This is a genomic window from Streptomyces sp. NBC_01217 (genome assembly GCF_035994185.1).
In the GTDB taxonomy this organism is placed as follows: domain Bacteria; phylum Actinomycetota; class Actinomycetes; order Streptomycetales; family Streptomycetaceae; genus Streptomyces.
In genome coordinates this window covers 7,470,607-7,492,881 of the sequence record NZ_CP108538.1, presented here as the reverse complement: position 1 = coordinate 7,492,881, position 22,275 = coordinate 7,470,607, and the positions used below count along the sequence as shown (strand labels likewise).

The 22,275-nt window shown below is 70.7% G+C and carries 18 protein-coding genes; 8 read left to right on the top strand and 10 right to left on the bottom strand.

Features of this window, described 5'->3' with window-relative positions; all coding sequences use genetic code 11:
• Window positions 1–44: 44 nt before the first annotated feature.
• Genes mgt through OG507_RS33460 form a run of 4 tightly spaced genes read right to left on the bottom strand, consistent with a single transcriptional unit; the run spans window position 45 to window position 4,379 of the window.
• Complete coding sequence (gene mgt, locus OG507_RS33475; RefSeq protein WP_442811058.1) at window positions 45–1,277, bottom strand: macrolide-inactivating glycosyltransferase; 1,233 nt, start codon at window positions 1,275–1,277, stop codon at window positions 45–47.
• A gap of 17 nt (window positions 1,278–1,294) precedes the next feature.
• The gene (locus OG507_RS33470) at window positions 1,295–2,593 is read right to left on the bottom strand and encodes an ABC transporter substrate-binding protein (RefSeq protein ID WP_327370843.1); all 1,299 of its coding nucleotides are present in this window, start codon (window positions 2,591–2,593) and stop codon (window positions 1,295–1,297) included.
• Window positions 2,593–3,432 (bottom strand): carbohydrate ABC transporter permease, encoded by an 840-nt coding sequence (locus OG507_RS33465; protein WP_327370842.1) that lies wholly within the window; start codon window positions 3,430–3,432, stop codon window positions 2,593–2,595. The genes OG507_RS33470 and OG507_RS33465 overlap by 1 nt, the downstream gene beginning before the upstream one ends.
• Entirely contained in the window at window positions 3,429–4,379 is a 951-nt protein-coding gene (locus OG507_RS33460; protein WP_327370841.1) for a carbohydrate ABC transporter permease, read from the bottom strand. Before OG507_RS33460 ends, OG507_RS33465 begins: the two co-directional genes overlap by 4 nt.
• Before the next feature lie 125 nt (window positions 4,380–4,504).
• On the opposite strand from OG507_RS33460, the gene OG507_RS33455 reads away from it, so the two are divergent.
• Window positions 4,505–5,371, top strand: a complete 867-nt coding sequence (locus tag OG507_RS33455; RefSeq protein ID WP_327370840.1) for a phosphotransferase enzyme family protein — start codon at window positions 4,505–4,507, stop codon at window positions 5,369–5,371.
• 60 nt (window positions 5,372–5,431) lie between these two features.
• Here OG507_RS33455 and OG507_RS33450 read toward each other — a convergent pair whose 3' ends face one another.
• Both OG507_RS33450 and OG507_RS33445 read right to left on the bottom strand, forming a co-directional pair.
• A complete protein-coding gene (locus OG507_RS33450) occupies window positions 5,432–6,208 on the bottom strand; it encodes a 3'-5' exonuclease (protein ID WP_327370839.1) in 777 nt (258 codons plus the stop codon).
• Window positions 6,209–6,314: 106 nt separating this feature from the next.
• Window positions 6,315–7,547 (bottom strand): SAV2148 family HEPN domain-containing protein, encoded by a 1,233-nt coding sequence (locus OG507_RS33445; RefSeq protein ID WP_327370838.1) that lies wholly within the window; start codon window positions 7,545–7,547, stop codon window positions 6,315–6,317.
• A 356-nt stretch (window positions 7,548–7,903) separates the two neighbouring features.
• Here OG507_RS33445 and glgX point away from each other — a divergent pair, with 356 nt between their 5' ends.
• Together glgX and treY are read left to right on the top strand one after the other, a co-directional pair.
• Window positions 7,904–10,078 carry a glycogen debranching protein GlgX gene (gene glgX / locus OG507_RS33440; protein WP_327370837.1) on the top strand — a complete coding sequence of 725 codons (2,175 nt, stop codon included), beginning with the start codon at window positions 7,904–7,906 and terminating at the stop codon, window positions 10,076–10,078.
• A 101-nt stretch (window positions 10,079–10,179) separates the two neighbouring features.
• Window positions 10,180–12,576 (top strand): malto-oligosyltrehalose synthase, encoded by a 2,397-nt coding sequence (gene treY / locus OG507_RS33435; protein WP_327370836.1) that lies wholly within the window; start codon window positions 10,180–10,182, stop codon window positions 12,574–12,576.
• A 53-nt stretch (window positions 12,577–12,629) separates the two neighbouring features.
• Here the strand turns inward: treY and OG507_RS33430 are convergent, their stop codons facing one another.
• Window positions 12,630–13,196 carry a DUF1707 and FHA domain-containing protein gene (locus OG507_RS33430; RefSeq protein WP_327370835.1) on the bottom strand — a complete coding sequence of 189 codons (567 nt, stop codon included), beginning with the start codon at window positions 13,194–13,196 and terminating at the stop codon, window positions 12,630–12,632.
• 190 nt (window positions 13,197–13,386) lie between these two features.
• Between OG507_RS33430 and OG507_RS33425 the strand changes: the two genes are divergently transcribed.
• Window positions 13,387–14,340: a GNAT family N-acetyltransferase gene (locus OG507_RS33425; RefSeq protein ID WP_327370834.1), complete on the top strand. Its 954-nt coding sequence runs from the start codon at window positions 13,387–13,389 to the stop codon at window positions 14,338–14,340.
• A gap of 108 nt (window positions 14,341–14,448) precedes the next feature.
• Here the strand turns inward: OG507_RS33425 and OG507_RS33420 are convergent, their stop codons facing one another.
• Complete coding sequence (locus OG507_RS33420) at window positions 14,449–15,846, bottom strand: GH1 family beta-glucosidase (RefSeq protein WP_327370833.1); 1,398 nt, start codon at window positions 15,844–15,846, stop codon at window positions 14,449–14,451.
• Between the two features lie 207 nt (window positions 15,847–16,053).
• On the opposite strand from OG507_RS33420, the gene treZ reads away from it, so the two are divergent.
• Both treZ and OG507_RS33410 read left to right on the top strand, forming a co-directional pair.
• Window positions 16,054–17,841 (top strand): malto-oligosyltrehalose trehalohydrolase, encoded by a 1,788-nt coding sequence (gene treZ, locus OG507_RS33415; RefSeq protein WP_327370832.1) that lies wholly within the window; start codon window positions 16,054–16,056, stop codon window positions 17,839–17,841.
• Window positions 17,842–17,910: 69 nt separating this feature from the next.
• Window positions 17,911–18,918, top strand: a complete 1,008-nt coding sequence (locus OG507_RS33410; RefSeq protein ID WP_327370831.1) for an aldo/keto reductase — start codon at window positions 17,911–17,913, stop codon at window positions 18,916–18,918.
• Window positions 18,919–18,932: 14 nt separating this feature from the next.
• Here OG507_RS33410 and OG507_RS33405 read toward each other — a convergent pair whose 3' ends face one another.
• Together OG507_RS33405 and OG507_RS33400 are read right to left on the bottom strand one after the other, a co-directional pair.
• A complete protein-coding gene (locus tag OG507_RS33405; RefSeq protein WP_327370830.1) occupies window positions 18,933–20,060 on the bottom strand; it encodes a M24 family metallopeptidase in 1,128 nt (375 codons plus the stop codon).
• Between the two features lie 71 nt (window positions 20,061–20,131).
• Window positions 20,132–20,785 carry a nucleoside/nucleotide kinase family protein gene (locus OG507_RS33400; RefSeq protein ID WP_327370829.1) on the bottom strand — a complete coding sequence of 218 codons (654 nt, stop codon included), beginning with the start codon at window positions 20,783–20,785 and terminating at the stop codon, window positions 20,132–20,134.
• Window positions 20,786–21,046: 261 nt separating this feature from the next.
• Here OG507_RS33400 and OG507_RS33395 point away from each other — a divergent pair, with 261 nt between their 5' ends.
• Together OG507_RS33395 and OG507_RS33390 are read left to right on the top strand one after the other, a co-directional pair.
• Window positions 21,047–21,334, top strand: coding sequence for a transposase (locus OG507_RS33395; protein ID WP_327370828.1), 288 nt, complete (start codon window positions 21,047–21,049; stop codon window positions 21,332–21,334).
• Window positions 21,335–21,339: 5 nt separating this feature from the next.
• Window positions 21,340–22,242 carry an IS3 family transposase gene (locus OG507_RS33390; RefSeq protein ID WP_327370827.1) on the top strand — a complete coding sequence of 301 codons (903 nt, stop codon included), beginning with the start codon at window positions 21,340–21,342 and terminating at the stop codon, window positions 22,240–22,242.
• Window positions 22,243–22,275: the final 33 nt, after the last annotated feature.

Sequence of the window (22,275 nt, the reverse complement as noted above, 5' to 3'; positions counted from 1 at the left end):
GCGCTCGGGCGGACGAGGAGACGGCCTGATTCCGCCCCCTCCTGTCAGCCGGGAAGTTCGGCCTCGATGAGGTCGGCCGCCTGCCTCATGCCGCCCTCCCCCGCCATCCGTTCCCGCACGGCCGCGGCCCTCTTCGCCACCTGGGGGTCACTCACCAGGCCGAGCACGGCGGCCCGCAGCGAGTCGGGCGTCACGTCCGCCATCGGGAGGTGGCGGGCGACACCGAGCGCCTGGAGCATGTCGGCGTTGCCGAACTGATCCACGGCCTGCGGCACGGCGACCATCGGGGTGGCGGTGGCGAGCCCCTCCTGACTGCCCCCGGCGCCCGCATGGGTGATGAAGGCGTCCGCCTGTTTCAGCACGGAGAGCTGCGGCACCCAGGAGTGCACCTCCACATTGGCCGGTACGTCGCCGAGTTCGGCGGCGTCGACCCAGGCGCCGATCTGGAGCACGACATGCCAGCCGGGCAGACCGCCGAAGGCGGTGACGCAGTCGCGGTAGAACCCCGGCTGGTCGGTGAAGGTCGAGCCGAGCGAAACCAGCAGCACCTTCTCCGCGCCCTCGGGGCGCTGCCACTCCCCCTGGTCGGCGCGGTCGCCCTGACACGCGCCCACGAAGGTGTGGACCGTTCTGTCGACGCGTTCGGCGTTCGGCTGGAGGACCTCGGGGATCAGGACGACGGACCGCGGCGGCCGGCCGACGAACGGGTCCGGGTGCCGGTCGATCCCGTTCTCGCTGAGCCAGTCCTGGAAACGCCGGTAGTAGGCCCGCCCGCGCTCGGACCGTTTCAGCTCGGCCGTCATCGGCTCGCCGACCTCCTCCTCGTATCCGTCCCAGGCGACCAGGTTGGGCGAGAGGGAGACGGCGGGCACGCCCCAGCGATGGGCGAGGACCCGTGCCGGGTAGGAGGTGATGTCGTGCAGGACGAGGTCGGGTTCGTCCCCCTCGAAGGCCTTGATGAGCTGGGGCAGGGCCTGGACGGCGTCGTCGAGGAAGGGTTCGAGGTTGTCGATCAGTTCGGTGCCCCAGGCGTCCGGGGCCTCCTCGGTCGGCAGCACCGAGGTGTAGAGCACCGGCCGTGCGCCGGTGGCGGCGACCTTCTCGGCGAAGGAGGCCGGGATGGCGTAACTGACGCGGTGCCCACGGGCGACGAGCTCCCGGATGATTTCCAGGCTCGGGTTCACGTGCCCGTGGGCGGCGATGGAGAACATGGCGACATGGGCGCGCTCGGTATTCGTCATGCCCCGACCGTAGGCGAGACGAGACGTCTCGTCCATATGGTTTTCCGGGTGCCTCAGCGCTGATAGCGGGCCAGCACCCGGTTCCCGTCGTCGACCAGACGCTTCCTCAGCTCCCCCTCGCCGATGGCCCCGCTGTAGTACTCCTGGAGGGCGGGTGTGGCGACCTTGTCCTTCCATTCCGGGTAGCCGCGGACCGACTGGGCGGGCGCCGGGCGGAGCTCCTTCGCCACGGCGACACCGGTCGACCAGCCGTCCTTGTCGGTGTGCAGGGCCGGGTCCGCGAGGGCGGCGGTGCCGGTCGGGAGCATCCAGTCACCCTTGGCCAGGCGCACCATGTTCTGCGGCCGGAGCAGGAAGTCGATGAACTGCGCGGCCTCCTTCTTGTGCGGGCTGGCCTCCGATACCGAGAGGGTCTGCGGGCTCACGCCCTGGGCCAGGCCCCCGCTTCCGACGGGAGCGGGCAGGACCGTCCACTCGAAGCCCTCGGGAGCCTGCTCGACGACCTGCTGACGGTAGGAGAAGCCGAGCGGGACCATCGCGTACTTGCCGCCGAAGAATCCGGGGAGCGTGTCGGAGCCGCCCATGCCCAGCGCGGTGCGGGCCGCGCTGTGGTCGGTGTTGACCTGGTCGTGAATGGTGCCGGGGACGATCCGGTCGCCCGCCTCCGCCCGGATGGTCACCTTGCCGTCGGCTCCGGGGTGGAAGAGCCGGCCGCCTGCGGAGAGTCCGAGGTTGAGGGTGACGGATACGGGCTCCTTGAGCGGCCAGGCCACGCCGTATCTCCCCTTGCCCGTCAGCTCCTTGGTCACCTGCCGGAACTCGGTCCAGCTCCAGGGACTGCCGGGAGTCGGGATACGGACCCCCGACTCCTTGAGGATTTCGGTGTTGGCTATCAGGACGCGGGGCTCCTGGAGGAACGGCACTCCGTAGACGCCGTCGCCGAAGGTCGTCGTCCGCCAGCTCTGCTGCGGGATGTCGGCGGTCAGCCGGCCGGGCAGCAGAGTGCGCAGATCGGCGAGGTAGCCGCCGTACGCGAAGTCGGCGAGGTCGTCGGAGGCGTCATGGATGACGTCCGGCGCCTCGTCGCCCTCGAAGGAGGTGAGCAGCTGGTCGTGGACGGTGTCCCAGCTGCCCTGTACGTAGTTGACGTGGATGTCGGGGTGGGTCTCGTTCCACTCCTTCACCAGCTGCTTGTTGGCGTCGACGGACTCCTTCTGCCAGGCCAGCGACTGGAAGTCGATCTCGATCCGCCCGTTGCCGTCCCTGCCGTCGCCCGTGCCCGCGCAGCCGGTGAGCAGCAGGGCCAGCGCGGTGGCCACGGCGGCGGCCGCCGTCCGTACGGGTGCGCGCATCAGCTCTTCACCGCCCCGGCCAGCATGGAGCCCGTGATCCGCCGCTGGATGATCGCGAAGACGACGAGCGAGGGAAGGGTCGCGAGGAACGCGGCGGCGGCGAGCGGTCCGAGGTCGGCCGCGCCCTCCGCGCCGATGAAGTGGGTCAGTACGACCGGCAAGGTCTGCTTCTCCGGTGTCTTGAGCAGGACGAGCGCGAAGAAGAACTCGTTCCATGCGGTGATGAACGCGAAGAGCGCGGTGGCGACGATGCCCGGGGCCAGCAGCGGGGCGGTGACCGAGACGAGCGTCCGCAGCCTGCCCGCGCCGTCGACCGAGGCGGCCTCTTCGAGCTCGGTGGGCACGGCTCGTACGTATCCCACCAGCATCCACAGCGCGAAGGGCAGCGCCCAGACGACGTACACCATGATCAGCCCCCACAGGGTGTTGATCAGATGGAGGTGCTTCAGGATCAGGAAGAGCGGAATGATCAGCAGCACGAACGGGAACGCCTGGCTGACCACGACCCATCCGGAGGTGGCCGCGGAGAGCCTGGAGCGGTGGCGGGCCATGACGTAGGCCATGGGCGTGGCGATGAGGACCGCGACGACGGCGGCGCAGAGCGCGGCGATCAGCGAGTTGGCGGCGGCCTGCGGCAGTGGTTGTTCGTCGAACGCCTTGCGGAAGTTGTCCAGCGTCGGATGCTCGGGGATCCAGGTCGGGTGCAGGGAGCCCAGTTCGCGCGCCGGTTTGAAGGCGGTGGAGATCAGCCACAGGAACGGGAACGCCAGGAAGACCAGATAGCCGAGCAGGGCGGCGTACTGTCCGGCGCGTGCGGATCTGCTGGTACGCAGGCTCATCGGTCCTCGCCTCCCCTGAGCCGGCCGACGAGGTACACCGCGAGGATCACCGAGATCACCGCGACCATCACACAGCCCATCGCCGCGGCGTAGCCGAACTGTCCGTAGCGGAAGGCCTCTTCGTACGCGAAGAGCATCGGCAGCCGGGTGCGGCCACCGGGTCCGCCGTTGGTCAGTACGTAGACCAGGGCGAAGGAGTTGAAATTCCAGATGAAGTTGAGCGCGGTGATGGAGAGCGCGACCGGTCTGAGCACGGGCCAGGTGACGGTACGGAACCGGCGCCAGGCTCCCGCTCCGTCCAGGGCGGCCGCCTCGTGGAGTTCGTGCGGGGTGTTCTGCAGTCCGGCCAGGAGGGCGACGGTGGTCTGGGGCATGCCGGCCCAGACGCCCACGACGATCACGGCGGGCAGGGCGGTGGCGAGTCCGGTGAGCCAGTCCCGGCCGTCACCGAGGCCGAGATCACGGATGGTCTCGTTGAGAATGCCCGCGTCCGGGTTGTAGACGAGCCGCCACATGATGCCGACGACGACCTCGGGCATCGCCCACGGAATGATCGCCAGCGCCCTCGCCAGCCAGCGCATCCGCAGATTCTGGTTGAGCAGCAGGGCGAGGCCGAGCGCCAGTACGAACTGAGGGACGCTCACGCCGACCGCCCACAGCAGACCGATCCGGAACGAGTCCCAGAAGAGGGCGTCGTGCAGCAGATCCTGGAAATTCAGCCCGCCGACCCACTGGGTGGAGCGGGTGCGGCCGGACTGGGCATCGGTGAAGGCCAGAGCGATGCCGTAGAGGAGCGGGCCGACGCTCAGGATCAGGATCGGGATCAGCGCGGGCAGTACCAGGAACCAGGCACCGGCGTTCCGGTCGACGGACCGGGACCGCTTGTCGTGCGGGCTGCCGGGCGGACCGTGCCTCCCGGATCGTACCGTTGCACTCGTCAATGTCATGAATTCGCCCCCTTGCGTCATTCAATCGGTTTGATCCCGTTTCGGCCGCTCAGGTAGCCCTCGTCATCGTGCTGACGGGCCGTCGGTTCGTCAACCCGGCCTGCACAGATGCGAAAATCGCAGCCATGAACGAGATGCGTGCGCGTGAGGTGCTGACCGCCGCCGGACTGTCCGGCGGTGCGGAGCTGCTCGCGCTGGGTGAGAACGCGGTGTTCGCCGTGGACGACCTGGTGGTCAAGGTCGGCCGGGACGCCGTGCAGCACCCGGAACTGCGGGACCGGGCCGAGCGCGAGGTGGCCGTCGCCCGATGGCTGGCCGCCTCCGGTGTCCCGGCCGTACGGGCCGCCGAGCCCGGGGCACGGCTGGTGGAGGGCCACCCGGTGACCCTCTGGCACCGGCTGCCCGAGGCCGTACGCCCGGCCGAACCGCAGGATCTGGCGCGGCTGCTCACCCAGGTCCACGCACTGCCTGCCCCGGAGGGGTTCACCCTGCCGCGCCGTGAGCTGCTGGGCGGGGTCGAGCGCTGGCTGCGGCTCGCGGGCGATGCGATCGACCCGGCCGACGCCGGCTATCTGCGCGAGCGCCGCGACGGCTTCGCGGCGGCCGCGGCCGCGCTGGTCCCCCATCTGCCGCCCGGGCCGATCCATGGTGACGCCCTCCCCCGTAATGTCCACGTCGGCCCGGACGGGCCGGTGCTGGTCGATCTGGAGACCTTCTCCGCGGATTTGCGCGAGCACGACCTGGTGGTGCTCGCGCTGTCCCGGGACCGGTACGGCCTCGCGGCCGAGGCATACGACGCGTTCACCGCCGCGTACGGCTGGGACGTCCGCGAGTGGGACGGCTGCGCGGTGCTCCGCGGGGCACGGGAGACGGCCAGCTGCGCCTGGGTGTCCCAGCACGCGCCGACCAACCCGAAGGCGCTCGCGGAATTCCGCCGCCGGGTGACGTCGCTGCGCGACGGCGACGAGGCGGTGCGGTGGCATCCGTTCTAGGACGCGGGTGACCGGGGCCGGGGCGCGAGTGACCGGGGCCGTCCGGTGGCCGTCGCGTCCTCAATCGCCGGACGGCTTGGTTTTCGCGCGCCGGACGGACCTGGATTCCGAGCCCGTCACCCGGGCCGGTTCTCGCAGGGGCCAGTGGCCGTCGATCACCGCATCCGCCGTGCCCTTGCGGCGCAGGAACTGCTGGAAGTCGGCCGCCCATTGTGCGTACCACTCCACCTGGCGTTCGTGCAGCTCGGCGGCGGTCAGCCCGGCCACCGCGCCGTGCCGCTCGGCTATCGCGTACGCCACCCGGACCGCGGCCAGCGCATCCGCCGCCGCGTCATGCGCTCCGCCGTGCACCACGCCGTACTCGACGCAGACCGCTTCGAGCGTGCGCTTGCCCTTGCGGTAGCGGTCGACGGCCCGGTCGATGGTGTACGGGTCGATGACCGGCCCGATCCCGCCCCCGTCGAGCCGGTCGCTCAGCGACGGCAGCCCGTGCCGCCGCAACTCCGCCGTCAGCAGCGTCAGGTCGAAGGCCGCGTTGTACGCGACGACCGGGACGCCCTGGCGCCAGTAGCCGGTGAGGGTCTCGGCGATCTCGTCGACCACCTCGCCCGCCGGGCGGCCCTCCGCCGCCGCCCGCTCGCTGCTGATGCCGTGGATCGCCGAGGCCTGTGCGGGGATCCGGATGCCCGGATCCGCCAGCCAGATGCGCTGCCGCACCGGCTCCCCGTCCCTGCCCCCTACGCCGACGACCGCGGCCGTCACGATCCGGGCCTCCAGCGGTTCCGTACCCGTCGTCTCCAGGTCGAAGCCGACCAGCGCCTCTCGGTGCCAGCTCATCCCGTACCTCCTTCGTGGTGCTCTCCCCCAGGTGATGACCACCCTCGCATGCACCACTGACAACGGACGGACAGCCCCTCAGGAACAGCCCTGCAGGAACAGCCCTTCAGGAGACGGGCCGGGAGTCCGTCCACACCGACTCGAATTCCTCGCGGTACGTCTCGAACAGCCCGTGCTCGCTGTCCTGACCCGCCCGGACCACCGCACGCCCGCCGCCCCGCAGCACCAGCACGGGTGCCTCCATGCCCCGTGCGCTCCGCAGATACGGCTGGACGACCCCGACCGCGTCCGTCCCGTCGCCGTCCACCAGATAGGCCGTGAAGCGTGGCGTCTCGTCGAAGACATGGATCTCGAAGGCGCCCGGGTCGCGGAGCTTGGAGCGGACCCGGCGCATGTGGAGGATGTTCATCTCCACCGACCGGCTCAGCTCGCCCTTCTTTAGACCCAGCTCCCGCTCCCGGCGCTTGACAGCGCTGCTCGCCGGATTGATGAAGAGCAGCCGGACCCGGCAGCCCGACTCCGCGAGGCGGATCAGGCGGCGGCCGGAGAAGTTCTGCACCAGCAGATTGAGTCCTATGCCGATCGCGTCGAGGCGGCGCGAACCGCCGAAGAGATCCTCGGCGGGCAGCTGGCGCTGGAGCCGCACCCGGTCGGGGTGGACGGAGACCACGTCCGCGTACCGGTCGCCGACCAGTTCCTCGACGGCATCCACCGGGAGCCGGTCGGCCGACGGGACCGCGGCGCCGCTGCCCAGGATCTCCAGCAGCCGGGCCGAGGCTCGCTCCGCCTGGGCGAGCACCGCCTCGTTCAGGGCGCGGTTGCGGGAGACCACGTTGCGGGCGACCTCCAGCTCGTCGAGGGCCAGCTCCACCTCGCGCCGGTCGTCGAAGTAGGGCTCGAAGCACGGCCAGTGCTGGACCATCAGCTCACGCAGCTGCGGCAGCGTGAGGAAGCTGAGAACGTTGTCGTCGGCCGGGTCCAGCAGATAGCCCTTGCGGCGCGAGACCTCGCGCACGGCGACGGCGCGCTGCACCCACTCCTGCCCGGCGGGTCCGGCGGCGGCCACCACCCAGTCCTCGCCGTGGACCGGCTCGTAGATGGGCCGGAGCACCGCGGCGACCACGGCGCGCAGCCGCTGCTCCACGAGATTCAGCCAGATGTAGGCGCGCCCCGCCCGCTGGGCGCGCGTGCGCACCTCGCCCCAGGCTTCCGCTCCCCAGTCCAGTTCCGCGCCGATCTCCATGGGTTGCGCAAGCGAGACCGCCCCGGGCGGGGCATCGGTTGAGTCCCCCTCGTGACCTGCGTCACCTGGGGGCAGCTCGAACCCTCCCGAGCTCACCCGCGCACCGCCTTCCACTCCCCCACCAACGATCAAGGAAGGGTACTCCGCGAGCGGGAGCCGGTGCAGCCGGATGCACAGGCTGCTCACTCAACTCCCCTATGACACAGGCACGTTCCCGAAGGGAACATCTTCCGTAGTGAGCGGATTCATAGTGATTAACCACCCCATCCCGGGCGCCGGACCGGGTCCTCGACCCGCCCTGGTCCCCGGATTCCGGTTCCGGGCGACACGGAGAGGCCCGATGTTGACCGGTCCGCGCGACGTCTTAGGTAGCCGCACCTCTTTCGGGGAAGATCTGGCTCAAGCAGCCCGCAAGCCCCAGGCACCCGGATCAGAAGTGGAAGAGTCAACCTATGCAGGTCTGGCCGGGACAGGCGTATCCCCTCGGTGCCACGTACGACGGCGCCGGGACCAATTTCGCGGTCTTCTCGGAGGCCGCCAACCGAATCGAGTTGTGCCTGCTGCACGACGACGGTTCCGAGACGGCGGTGGAGCTCAGGGAGACCGATGCCTTTGTCCGCCATGCCTATCTGCCCGGGGTGATGCCCGGTCAGCGGTACGGATTTAGGGTCCATGGGCCGTACGAACCGGAGCGCGGCATCCGCTGCAATTCGGCCAAACTGCTGCTCGACCCGTACGCCAGGGCTGTCGCGGGGCAGATCCAGTGGGGCGAGGCGGTGTACGGCTATCCGTTCGGCCGGCCCGACGCGCGCAACGATCTCGACTCGGCGCCGCACACCATGACCTCGGTCGTGGTCAACCCGTACTTCGACTGGGGCGACGACCGGCGGCCCCGTACGGACTACCACCGCACGGTGATCTACGAGGCCCATGTGAAGGGTCTGACGATGCTCCATCCGGGGCTGCCGAAGGAACTGCGCGGGACGTACGCGGGGCTGGCCCATCCGGAGGTGATCGCCCATCTGACGGAACTGGGCGTCACGGCGATCGAATTGATGCCGGTTCACCAGTTCGTCCAGGACCACCGGCTGGCGGATTCGGGTCTGGCCAATTACTGGGGTTACAACACCATCGGCTTCTTCGCCCCGCACAACGCGTACGCCTCCTGGGGGGACCGCGGTGAGCAGGTGCTGGAGTTCAAGCAGGCGGTGCGGGCGCTGCATCAGGCCGGCATCGAGGTGATTCTCGACGTGGTCTACAACCACACCGCGGAGGGCAACCACCTGGGTCCGACGCTCTCTTTCCGGGGTCTGGACAATGCCTCGTACTACCGGCTCGCGGACGACCAGCGGTACTACATGGACACCACGGGGACCGGGAACTCCCTGCTGATGCGGTCGCCGCACGTACTCCAGCTGATCATGGACTCGCTGCGGTACTGGGTCACGGAGATGCATGTGGACGGCTTCCGCTTCGATCTGGCGGCCACCCTGGCCCGGCAGTTCCACGAGGTGGACCGGCTGTCGTCGTTCTTCGACCTGGTGCAGCAGGACCCGGTGGTCAGCCAGGTGAAGCTGATCGCCGAACCGTGGGACGTGGGCGAGGGCGGCTACCAGGTGGGGAACTTCCCTCCGCTGTGGACCGAGTGGAACGGCAAGTACCGGGACACCGTGCGGGACCTGTGGCGGGGCGAGCCGCGGACCCTCGCGGAGTTCGCCGGGCGGCTGACGGGGTCGTCCGACCTCTACCAGGACGACGGACGCCGGCCGCTCGCCTCGATCAACTTCACCACCTGCCACGACGGATTCACGCTGCATGACCTGGTCTCGTACAACGACAAGCACAACGAGGCGAACGGCGAGGGCAACCGGGACGGCGAGAGCCACAACCGGTCCTGGAACTGCGGCGCCGAGGGCGAGACGGACCAGCCGGAGGTGCTGGAGCTGCGCGAACGGCAGATGCGTAACTTCATCGCCACGCTGATGCTCTCGCAGGGCGTGCCGATGCTGAGCCACGGCGACGAGTTCGCGCGTACGCAGCGCGGCAACAACAACGCGTACTGCCAGGACAGCGAGTTGTCCTGGGTGCACTGGCCCGAACCGGCCGCGGTCAGGGGGGGCGGCACGGACGATACGGACGAGGACGCTCCGGCCGATGGGGACGGCCTCGGCAGCAGTCTGCTGGAGTTCACCCGCGCGATGGTCTGGCTCCGCCGCGACCATCCGGTCTTCCGGCGCCGCCGGTTCTTCCACGGCCGTCCGGTCGAGGGCACGCACGACGAGCTCTCGGACATCGCGTGGTTCACGCCCGCGGGCGGCGAGATGAAGCAGCGGGACTGGCAGGCCGCGCATGCCAAGGCGCTGACGGTCTTCCTCAACGGCCACGCGATCTCGGAACCGGGGCCGCGCGGCGAGCGGATCTCCGACGACTCGTTCCTGCTGATGTTCAACGCGAGTGCCGAGCCGCTGGAATTCTCCGTTCCGGTGAATCACGGCCGGCAGTGGATGGTGGTAGTCGACACGGCGCGCCCGGCCGGGGTGCTTCCCGGTTCGGGGCCGAAGGTGTCGGCGGGCGAACGGGTGACGCTGGTCGGGCGGAGCATGGCGGTGCTGCAGCGGCCGGCGTAGGTCCCGTCCGCCGGTCCGGGCAGCGGCCGACGACACCGCCGGTCGAGCCCTTTGCGGTGTTCGGTGACACAGAAGCGGCCAGGCTGGGTACGTAACGGCGCATGACGCCCACCGCCACCTACCGGCTCCAGCTCCAGCCGGACTTCCCGTTCTCGGCCGCCGGACACGCCGTGCCGTATCTCGCCGCGCTCGGCGTCTCGCATCTGCATCTGTCCCCGGTCCTGGAGGCCGTGCCCGGCTCCAGACACGGCTACGACGTCGTCGACCACGGCCGGGTACGGGCCGAGCTGGGCGGTGAGGAGGGGCTGCGGGAGCTGGCCCGCACGGCGCGTGAGCACGGTCTCGGGCTGGTCGTGGACATCGTGCCGAACCACATGGCCGCCGTCCCCCGCCACAACCACGCGCTGTGGGAGGTGCTGCGCGAGGGCCCCGAGTCCCCGTACGCCCGCTGGTTCGACATCGACTGGGAGGCGGGCGGCGGCAAGGTGCTGCTGCCGGTGCTCGCCGGGCGGATCGGCGACGAGATCGACGGGTTCCGGGTCGACGGCGAGGTGCTGCGCCACGGCGAACAGGAGTTCCCGCTGCGGGCCGGCACCGCCCGGTTGCCGCTGCCCGAGCTGCTGGATGCCCAGCACTACCGGCTCGGCTGGTGGCGGCTGGCCCGTACCGAGCTGAACTACCGGCGGTTCTTCACCATTTCCGATCTCATCGGCGTACGGGTGGAGGACCCCGAGGTCTTTGCCGCCACCCACGGCAAGATCCTCGAACTGGTCCGGGACGGGGTCGTCGAAGGGCTGCGCATCGACCACCCCGACGGGCTCGCCGATCCCGCGGCCTATCTGGAGCGGCTCTCGGCGGCGACCGGCGGGCGGTGGACGGTGGTCGAGAAGATCCTCGGCCGTACCGAGCCGCTGCCCGCGGGCTGGGCCGTCGCGGGGACGACCGGGTACGACGTGCTGCACCGGATCGACGGACTCTTCGTCGATCCGATGGGCGCCGCGGAGCTGGTCGGCCGCTACCGGGAGTACGCGGGACCCGCCGGGGACCGCGGCGGTGACTGGCCGTCGACCGTGCGCCGGGCCGCGTACCGGGTGGTGACGCATGAGCTGGCCGCCGAGACCGCGCTGCTGACCCGGCTGGCCGCGCGCATCTGCGCCGGGGACCTCGCGCTGCGCGACCACGCCCCGTGGACGCTGCACACCGCCGTGCGTGAACTGCTCGTACGCGTACCCGTCTACCGCCCCTATGCGACAGCGGGCGGTCCCCGCACGGAGGCGGCGGAGGCGACGCTGACGGATGCGGCCGTACGGGATGCGAAGGCGGTGTTCTCCGTTCCGGAGGAGGCCTCGGCCGTCGACGTGGTGCGGGAGTTGGCGCTGGGGCGGATGGGCGGCGGGCCCGACCGGGCGGCGTTCTGCGCCCGGTTCGCCCAGACCGCCTCGGCGTTGCGCGCCAAGTCGGTCGAGGACACGGCGTTCTACCGGTACGTACCGCTGATCTCGGCCAACGAGGTGGGCGGCGATCCCGGGCAGCCTGCGGTGACGCCGGAGGAGTTCCATGCCTTCTGCGCCCGGCTGGCGCGCGACTGGCCGGCCACGGGCACGGCGCTGACCACGCACGACACCAAGCGGAGCGCCGACGTCCGGGCCCGGGTCGCGGTGTTGACCCAGTGTCCGGGGCGGTGGTCCGAGCTGCTGGTGGAGCTGGAGCGGGCGACGCCCGCGGCCGCGCCCGATGCGCAGCTCGCCTGGCAGGCGTGGCAGACGGCCTTCGGCTGCGTGAAGCTGCCGGTCCGGGAGATGGCGGGCCGGCTGGAGCCCGCGCTGCTGAAGGCGGTCCGCGAGTCGGGGCTCTTCACCAGCTGGACCGAGCCGGACGCGGCGTACGAGCGGGCGGTGACGGACTTCGTCGCTGCGGGACCGGCCGCCGACGACGGCCCGGTGCGCGAGGCGCTGGAGCGGTTCGCAGGCGGCCTGGACCCGCACGTACGGGCCAATGTGCTCGGCGCGGCGCTGGTGCAGTTGACGATGCCGGGGGTGCCGGATCTGTATCAGGGCACGGAGCGGGAGTATCTGGCGCTGGTCGATCCGGACAACCGGCGGCCGTTCGGAGCGCCGGCCGGGGACGGGGCCCTGGGCGAGAAGGGCGAACTCACCGCGGCAGCGTTGCGGCTGCGGCGCGAGCGGCCCGAGGTGTTCGGCGAGTCGGGCACGTACGCACCGTTGGACGCGCACGGCCCGGCGGCGGCGCACTGTCTGGCCTTCTGCCGCTCGGGCGAGGTGGTCACCGCGGTGACCCGGCTGTCGTTGCGGCTGGCGGAGTCGGGCGGCTGGCGCGGGACGGAGCTGACACTGCCGGACGAGGGGCCGTGGACGGATCTGTTGTCACCCGGCCGGAAGTTCACCGGGGCCTCGGTCGCGTCGGCGGAGCTCTTCGCCGAGCGGCCGGTGGCGCTGCTCAGCCGGGACGAACAAGAAGGGTCCGCGGACCGCGAGTGAGCAGTCGGCTGACCGTCACGCGGGACGCCGGAACCGGCCGATGCGGCCTGCCCTCAGGCAGGGGGGCCGAGGACCGGCGCCGAGAGGCGGAAGCTCATCCGTCCGAAGCTCACCTGGTCGCCGTCGCGGACCGGGACCGTGCCGGTGACCCGCTGGCCGTTGACGCAGGTGCCGTTGGTCGAACCGAGGTCGCGCAGCAGCCAGCGGCCGTCCTGCACGGTCAGTTCCGCGTGGAGCCGGGAGACGGTCTCATGGTTGAGCCGCAGGCCGTTGCCCGGATCGCGGCCGATCAGCAGGGGGTACGGGCTCGGTGTGGGGAGCAGGAGCTTCGGGAGCCGTTCGGTCTGCCAGACCCGGCGCACCCGGCCGGGGAAGCCGGACACCCCGCTCACGACCCGGAGTATCCGCCGCGCCCAGCGGCCCTCGCTCTCCAGGTCGGCGGTGAGCGCCTCCAGCTCCTCCGAGCGCCGTGCGGTGAGGGCCAGTTCCATGCGCCGCATGAAGGTGTCGTGGGACAGCTTGCCCTGTGCCGCGCCGTCTCTGAGCACGCCGAGAACACGGTCGCGCTGGGCGTCGGACAGCCGCGCGGGATACGTGTGGAACTCGAAGGGGGACGTCACGGAGCCAATTGTCGGGCCGACCGGGCCGGAGTGTCCAGAACAACCCCGCTTTCCGCCCCCCTGACCTGCGCGGAACACCCGCTCCGTAAATGCCGGGCGGTGCCGGCAGGACGTTGCTAATGTCACCCGCCGCGTGCCGCCCGCCGATCGCGGGGGCCTGTTGCGCCGTTGCGCACCTCAAGGAGACTTTGTGACCTCTGCACCACAGCAGTTGACCATCCGTCCGCTCGCCGGTCCGCAGGAGCTGGAGCTCTTCTGCCGTCTGTCGTACGTTCTCGACCACGAACTCGCCGAGGACCTGGAGAGCGGACGCCGCCGTCCCGGGTGGATGTGGGTGGCGCTGCGCGGCGAGCGCGTCGTGGCGCGGATCGCCTGGTGGAGCCGGGGCGGTGACGTACCCCTGTTCCTCGACTTCTTCGACCTCGACGACACCCTGCCCGAGCCCGAACGCGGCGAGGCGGGCCTGCGGCTGCTGGAGGCGGCGACGGCAGCGGTCGTGCCCGCGGGCATCCCACGGCCCGAGTACGGACGATTCGTACCGGCCGACTGGCGCGAGGACCCGGCGGTCCGTGATGCCGTCGAGACCCGGATACGGGTCATGGAGCGCTCCGGTGCGCGGATGCTGGTCGAGCGGCTGCGCCTGGAGTGGCGCGCCGGTACGCCGGTCCCCGCCGAAAGCGGCCGGCTGCGGTTCCGCCCGGTCGACGGGCGGGAGGATCTTCTCGCGCTGATGACACCGGTGATGGAGGGCACCCTCGACGCCCACGGCCGGGCCGACCTGGCCTCCGGACTCAGCGCCCGCGAGGCGGCAGAGAAGCACTACGACGAGGAGCTGGCGACGTACACGACACCACGGGAATGGTGGCGCATCGCCGAACTCCCCGACGGTGAACCGGTCGGGTTCGTGGTCCCGGCGCGCAACAGCTACAACCCGGTCATCGCCTACATCGGTGTGCTGCCCGCCCTGCGCGGCCACGGCTACATCGACGACATCCTCGCCGAGGGAACCAGGGTGCTGGCCGCGCAGGACGGGGTGGAACGGATCCGCGCCAGGACCGACCTCGACAACGTCCCGATGGCCAGGTCCTTCGAACGCCTGGGGTACGTGAACTTCGAGCGCAGCTTCGACATGGTCTGGGATTGATCCGGTGGACGGTACCCCGGAGGATGTCACGTGTGGTGTGCCACTCGGCGCGGTGAGGTGGTGGGTCAAGACAGGTTGCCGGGGAAGCGGAAGATGATGGTCGGCGTCTCAGTGGGCTGATCCGCCGGAGCCGGTGTCGGCGCCGGAGCCGGAGCCGGAGCCGGTCTTCTGTGTACGGATCAGGTCGCGGTACCAGATGTACGAGTCCTTGGGCGTCCGGCGCAGTGTCTCGTAGTCGATGTGGACCAGGCCGAACCGCTTGCCTGCGCCCTCGGTCCACTCGATGTTGTCGGTGAGCGACCAGGTGAAGTAGCCGCGCACGTCGATGCCCGCGTCGATCGCCGTCCGCAGGGCCTTCAGATGTCCTTCGAGGTAGGAGATCCGGCGGGTGTCCCTGGCCGGCTCGTCGACCGCGCAGCCGTTCTCGGTGATGTAGAGCGGCGGGAGGCGGTCGCCGTAGCGGCCGTCGAGCTGTACGAGGGTTTCGCGCAGGCCGTCGGGGACGACGGGCCAGCCGAAGTCGGTCTTCTCGTAGCCCTCTATCTCCCGGATGCCGAAGGGGAGTCCGGTGGGCATCCCGAAGCCGGAGAAGGAGTCCAGGGCCTCCGCGCCGGGGGCTCCGACGAGGGTGGGGCTGTAGTAGTTGACTCCGTACCAGTCGAGCGGGGTGGAGATGGTCGACAGGTCGTCCCCGACCGGGCCGGGCATCAGCGCGGCGAAGTTCTCGTCGGGGTAGCGGCCGGTGAGGATCGGGTCGGCGAACATCCAGTTGGTGATCGTGTCGTACAGCTCCGCGCCCAGGCGGTCCTCGTCGGTGTCCCCTGCGGTCCAGACGGGGGTGTGCGAGACGGCGACGCCGATGTTGTCCGCGCCCGCGCCGCGCAGCGCGCGCACGGCCAGGCCGTGGGCGAGGAGTTGGTGGTGGGCGGCGGGCAGGGCGTCGAAGAGGAGGGTGCGGCCCGGTGCGTGCTCGCCGAGCGCGTAGCCGAGCAGCGTCACCTCGGCCGGTTCGTTGATGGTGATCCACATCGGTACGCGATCGGCGAGGCGCTCGGCGACGATGCCCGCGTACTCGGCGAAGCGGTAGGCCGTGTCCCGGTTGAGCCAGCCGCCCACCTCCTCCAGCGGGAGCGGGGTGTCCCAGTGGTAGAGGGTGGGGGCCGGGGTGATGCCGTGGACGCAGAGTTCGTCGACGAGGCGGTCGTAGAAGTCGAGCCCCTGCGGGTTGACGGCTCCGCTGCCGCCGGGCACCACGCGCGGCCAGCTGACGGAGAAGCGGAAGGCGTCGGCGCCGAGTCCGGCCAGGAGGGCGATGTCCTCGCGGTAGCGCCGGTGGAAGCCGGTTCCGCGGGTGGTGTCGGTGCCGTCCTTGATCCGTCCGGGCTGAGCGGCGAAGGCGTCCCAGCCGGAGGGGCCCTTGCCGTCGGTGTCGGACGCCCCTTCGGTCTGGAAAGCGGAGGCGGAGGCTCCCCAGAGGAAGCCGGGCGGGAACGACGGCACAGTCATCTCGGCCTCCACGGCCATCAGAGGGAGTGCGTATTGAGCAGTGCGTATTAAGGAGTGCGTATTGATGCGTATTGAGCAGAACCCGACGGGGCAGTGATCAGGACCAGACCTTAATCGCCAGTAACGGGCTCGATCCAGTGTCGCGAGTCAGTCGCCGCGGCTGATGCCGACCATGGGGCACGGGAGCGAGGAGACGAGGAGCGTTGCATGCTGTTCGAGGTATGGGCACCGGTTGCGGACTTGGTCGGACTGCGGCTGGCGGGTGCGCTGCGGGCCATGGAGCGTGATCCCGCGCGGGACGGGTGGTGGACGGCCGAGGCGGAGGCGTCGGACGGGGACCGCTACGGCTTCGTGCTGACGGGGGGTGGGAGCGGGAGCGGCGGGGCCGATGGGACCGTGCTGCCCGATCCGCGCTCGCGCCGCCAGCCGGACGGGCCGGACGGCGAGAGCGCCGTCGTCGACCATTCGGCGTACGCCTGGCGCAACGAATGGGCGGGCCGCGGGCTGGCGGGCGCCGTCCTGTACGAGCTGCACATCGGTACGTACACCCACGAGGGCACCTTCGACGCCGCGGCGGCCCGGCTCGGCCATCTCGCCGAGCTGGGCATCACCCATGTGTCGCTGATGCCGGTCTGCCCCTTTCCCGGCACCCACGGTTGGGGGTACGAGGGGGTGTCGCTCTGGGCCGTGCACGAGCCGTACGGCGGCCCGGAGGGGCTCAAGCGCTTTGTCGACACGGCGCACGGTCTCGGGCTCGCCGTCGTCCTGGACGTGGTCCACAACCACCTGGGCCCGTCCGGCAATTACCTCCCGGCCTTCGGCCCGTACTTCACCGAGACCCACCACACGCCGTGGGGCGCGGCGGTCAACCTGGACGCGCCGGGTTCGGACGAGGTGCGGGCGTATCTGCTGGGCAGCGCGCTCGCCTGGCTGCGGGACTACCGGCTGGACGGGCTGCGGCTGGACGCGGTCCATGCCCTGGCCGACACCCGGGCGCTGACGTTCCTGGAGGAGCTGTCCACGGCGACCGACGCGCTCGCCGCCGAACTCGGCCGTCCGCTCTCACTGATCGCCGAGTCCGACCTCTGCGATCCGCGGACCACGACACCGCGCGAATCGGGCGGCACCGGACTGCACGCCCAGTGGAACGACGACTTCCACCACGCTCTGCACACCGCGCTGACCGGTGAGTCCCAGGGCTATTACGAGGACTTCGCCGCCGCCCCGCTGGCCGCCCTCGCCAAGACCGTGACCAGCGCGTTCTTCCACAACGGTACGTACTCCAGCTTCCGCGGCCGCAGCCACGGCCGCCCCGTCGACATCGTCCGCACCCCGGCCCACCGCTTCGTCGGCTACGCCCAGACCCATGACCAGATCGGCAACCGGGCCCTGGGCGACCGGCTCTCCGCCACCCTCTCCCCCGGACTGCTGGCCTGCGCCGCGGCCCTCGTACTGACAGGGCCCTTCACCCCGATGCTGTTCATGGGCGAGGAGTGGGGCGCCCGCACCCCCTGGCAGTTCTTCACCGACCACACCGACCCCGCACTCGCCGAGGCCGTCCGGAGCGGCAGACGCCGGGAGTTCGCGGCGCACGGCTGGGCCGGGGAGGACATTCCGGACCCGCAGGACCCTGCCACCCGGAACCGTTCCTGTCTGGACTGGAGCGAACCGGCACAGGAGCCACACGCCCGTCTGCACGCCTGGTACCGCGAGCTGATCGCACTGCGCCGTACTCTGCCCGACCTCTCCGACCCCGACCTGGCCTCGGTGCGCACCGCCCACGACGAGCAGGCGCGCTGGCTGGCGTACCGCAGGGGCGATCTGCGGATCGCCGTCAACCTCGACGAGAAACCGGCCACGATCGCGCTGGGCGGCGGCCGTCGCCGGGGCGGCGCGGGCAGGGTGGTGGCCGCGTGGGAGCGGGTGGAGGTCCCGGGCCGCGACGGGCTGCTGCATCTGCCCCCGGAGTCCTGCGTGGTTCTGGCCGACGACTGAGCTCCGGGGCGCGCGGCAAAGCGCGAAACCCTTGTCCTCGGGTGCGCTCCAACTCGTACGGTCATGACCATGAAGCAGCGATTTCTCGGCAGGACAGGGCTGCGCGTCAGCGAACTGTGCCTGGGGACCATGACGTTCACCAGGGCGGGCGACGAAGCGGCCGCCCACCGCATCCTCAACACCTTCACCGAGGCGGGCGGCACCTTCATCGACACGGCGGACATGTACGACCGCGGTGGATCGGAGGAGGTGCTGGGCCGCTGGCTCAAGGGGCAGGACCGCGACGGTCTCGTCATCGCGACCAAGGTGTGGGCACCGATGAGCGACTCCCCCAACGACGCCGGGCTGAGCCGCAAACACATCCTCTCGGCCGTCGAGGCAAGCCTGCGGCGTCTGGGCACGGACTACATCGACCTCTACCAGACCCATCTCTGGGACGCGAACACACCGATCGAGGAGACCTTGGCCACGCTCGACACCCTGGTCGGGTCGGGCAAGGTGCGCTACCTCGGTGCGAGCAACCTCGCCGCCTCGCAGCTCCAGCGGTCCCTCGATCTCGCCGGGCACCTCGGCCGGACACCGTACGTCTGCCTCCAGCCGCTCTACAACCTCCTGCACCGCGAGGTCGAGTGGGAGCTGGCGCCGTTGAGCGTACGGGAGGGTCTCGGGATCATCCCGTGGTCGCCGCTGGACGGCGGCTGGCTGTCCGGCAAGTACCGGCGCGGCATGGCGGACGCGCCCGCCGACTCCCGCGCGGCCCGCAACCGGGCGAGCGGGGGCGACGACTGGCAACGCAGGGACAACGAGGAGACCTGGCAGGTCGTGGACGCCGTCCTGGCCGTGGCCGAGGAAGCCGGCCGCACCCCCGCCCAGGTCGCACTGAGCTGGCTGCTCGGGCGGCCGGGCGTCACCGCCCCCATCGTCGGGGCGCGCACGATCGAGCAGCTCACCGACAATCTCGGCGCCGTGGGCTGGGAGCTGACGGCCGATCAGACAGCGAGGCTGGACGCCGCGAGCGCCCGTCCGCTGCCGTATCCGTACGACGTCCTGGAGCGGCTGAGCGACCGCGACCGGTAGCGGCCGGCCGGGCGCTACTCGACGATCGCCATCTCGCGCGGGGTGCTGTTGAGGCGTCGGCCGCCGTCCTCGGTCACGGTCACGATGTCCTCGATCCGGACTCCGAACCGGCCCGGCAGATAGACGCCCGGCTCCACGGAGAAGCACATCCCGGGCACCAGCAGCCGTTCCTCGCCCTCGATCATGTAGGGCGGTTCGTGAGTGGTGACGCCGATGCCGTGGCCGGTGCGGTGGATGAAGCGCTCGCCGTAGCCGAACTCGGTGATGACGGCGCGGGCGGCCCGGTCGATCTCCTGGCAGGCGACGCCGGGCCTGACCGCGTTGCAGCCCGCTTCCTGGGCCTCGCGCACGATGTCGTGGACCCGCTGCTCCTCGGCGGTGGGTTCGCCGACATGGACCGTACGTGAGGTGTCGGAGCCGTAGCCGTGCTTGAGGCCGCCGAAGTCGAGCACGACCATGTCGCCCCGCTCGATGGTGCGCTCGCCCGCCTCGTGGTGCGGATTGGCGCCGTTCGGCCCCGAGCCGACGACGGTGAAGTCCACCTGCGAGTGCCCGAACTCCTTGAGCAGACCGGCCAGATCGGCGGCGATGTCGGTCTCCTTGCGGCCGGCGAAGCGCACCTTGAGGATCTCGCCGTACGTGGCGTCGGCGGCGGCCCCGGCGGCCGCGATCCGCTCCAGCTCAGCGGCGTCCTTCACCGCGCGCAGCATCGGCAGGGCCTCGGTGAGGGAGACGTACGTGGTGTCCGGGAGCGTCTGCTGCAGTCCGAGCAGATGCATCGCCCAGGCGTTGTCGCTTACCCCGAACCGGCCCCGGCCGTCGAGCAGCGGGGCGGTGACGGCGTACGGGTCCTTGCCGTCGGTCCAGTCCCGCAGGGTGAGGGCCGGTGCGCCGACGGACTTCTCGGCGTCCGGGGCCTCCAGGGTCGGGACGACGAGGACCGGGTCCTGGCCGGCCGCGAGGACCAGGACGGTGAGGCGTTCGGTGTTCACGGGCCGGTAGCCGGTGAGGTACACCAGATCGGGTCCGGGGGCGACGAGCACTCCCGCGAGCCCGGCCTCGGCGGCGGCCCCGGCGGCACGCGCCATCCGGGCCCGGTAGTCCTCGGCGGTGAACGGTACGGGCTGGCTGGGGCTGGACATGCGGGACCTCCTGGCGACGCGACGCGGCATACAGCATCCTGCCCGTGCGTGCCGGTCCACGCGAGCGGGGGTCAGGTTTCCGGGTGCAGCCGTACTTCCGGGTGCAGCCGTACGAGAAGACCGGCGCGGGGGCGGCCCCGCTCGATCAGGCGCGCGTTGATCTCGTCGGACTCGGCCACCCAGCGCTCCGCGTACGGCCGCGGCTTGCCGAACCGCACATGCCGGTCGACGAGGCGGCGCACCCGCAGGTCCGGGTCGAGTTCCAGGAACCACGCCTCGTCCAGCAGCCCGCGCACGGGCGCCCAGGCCCCTTCGTCGTGCAGGAGGTAATTGCCCTCGGTCACGACCAGCGGGACGTCCGGGGGTACGGGGACGGCCCCGGCGATCGGCTCCTCCAGGGCGCGGTCGAAGGCGGGGGCGTACACGGTGGTTTCCGGTTCCGGGTGGCGCAGGCGCCGGAGCAGGGCCGCGTATCCGGCGGCGTCGAAGGTGTCGGGGGCTCCCTTGCGCCCGGCGCGGCCGAGCCGTTCCAACTCGGCCCGGGCGAGGTGGAAGCCGTCCATGGGGACGAGGACGGCGAGCCCGTCGAGGGCATCGACGAGTTGTGCGGCCAGGGTGGACTTTCCGGCTCCGGGCGGGCCCGCGATGCCAAGGATGCGGCGGTGTCCGGGGACGGCGAGGCGCAGAGCGCGGGCCGTCAGCCCGGTGAGGTCGGTGATGTCCATGTGCTGCATTGTCCCGGTGCGCCGCGGCGGGCGGGACGGCCGCCCGGCTGTGGTCACGGGCAGCAATGACCGCGCGAGCAAAGTGAGCCTTACCCTTCTTCGCTTCTCGACCCACGCGATCCGGCCGGCAATCTCATGCAGCGCGTGCCCGGCACCCAGGTGTGGCACTGGTCTGAAGTTCCACCGTTGATCTGGACAGACTGATACTGGGACGGATGGGTCCCGGAGGAAGCAGTCCAGGTAGTGAGTAGCAAGAGCAACATGAGCAAGCGGTATACCGCCGAGTTCAAGCGCGATGCCGTGGAGCTGGCGCTGGCCTCCGGCAAGACCGTTACCGAGGTCGCCCGGGACCTCGGAGTGAGCCCCGAGAGTCTGCGCGGCTGGGTCAAGCAGGCCAAGGCCGACCGGGGCCAGGGCCCCGAGGGTGCTCTGACCAGCGACGAGAAGGAAGAACTGCGGCGGCTGCGGCGGGAGAACCGGGAACAGCAGCAGACGATCGAGATCTTGAAAAAAGGTCTGGCCTTCTTCGCGAAGGACACGATGAAGTAGGCCAATTGTGCCGCTTCATCGACGCGGAGAAGGCCGCCGAGGACAACCCCGGCGGCTACAGCGTCAGTCTGCTGTGCCGGGTCGCGGGCCTGAACCGCTCCACCTGCTGCTCCTGGCTCGCCGCTCGGCCGGCGGTCGCCGGGCGTCGGCGTGCCGAGGACGAACTCGCCGAGGAGATACGGGAGATTAACGCCGCTTCGCGCGGCGCGTACGGTGCCCCGCGCGTCCACGCCGCGCTGCGGCGAGGGGGCCGTGCGATCAACCGGAAGAAGGTCGGGCGGATCATGCGCGAGCGTGACATCCGTGGCGTCACCCGCCGCAAGCGCCGCCATCTGACGAAGCAGGACACCAGGGCCGCCCCGGCCCCGGACCTGATCGGCCGCGACTTCACCTCGGCCGTACCCGGCACGAAGCTTGTCGGGGACATCACGTACCTGCCGACGATCGAGGGCTGGTGGTATCTGGCGACGGTCATCGACCTGGCGACACGCGAGGTGATCGGGTACGCGATGGCCGACCATCACCGCGCCGGGCTGGTCACCGACGCACTGCGGATGGCTGCGGCCCTCGGCGGCCTGCAGCCTGACTGCATCATGCACGCCGATCGCGGCAGCGAGTACACGGGCAGCGAATTCCGCCGTGAAATAAGGAAGTTGAACCTGAGGCAGAGCATGGGGCGAACCGGTATATGTTATGATAATGCCGCAGCCGAGAGCTTTTTCGGACTGCTGAAAGCGGAGATCGGCACCACGGTCTGGGAGAGCCGCGAAGCGGCCCGCGCCGATGTCTTCCGCTTCATCGAGGTCGAGTACAACCGCACCAGGCTCCGCAAACACCCCGAGTTCGGGTACCTCACCCCACTCGAAACCCGAGCCAGGCTGCAACAAGACTTCACCCCCGCAGCGTAAGCAACCGCTGTCCACGATCAGGGTGGAACTTCA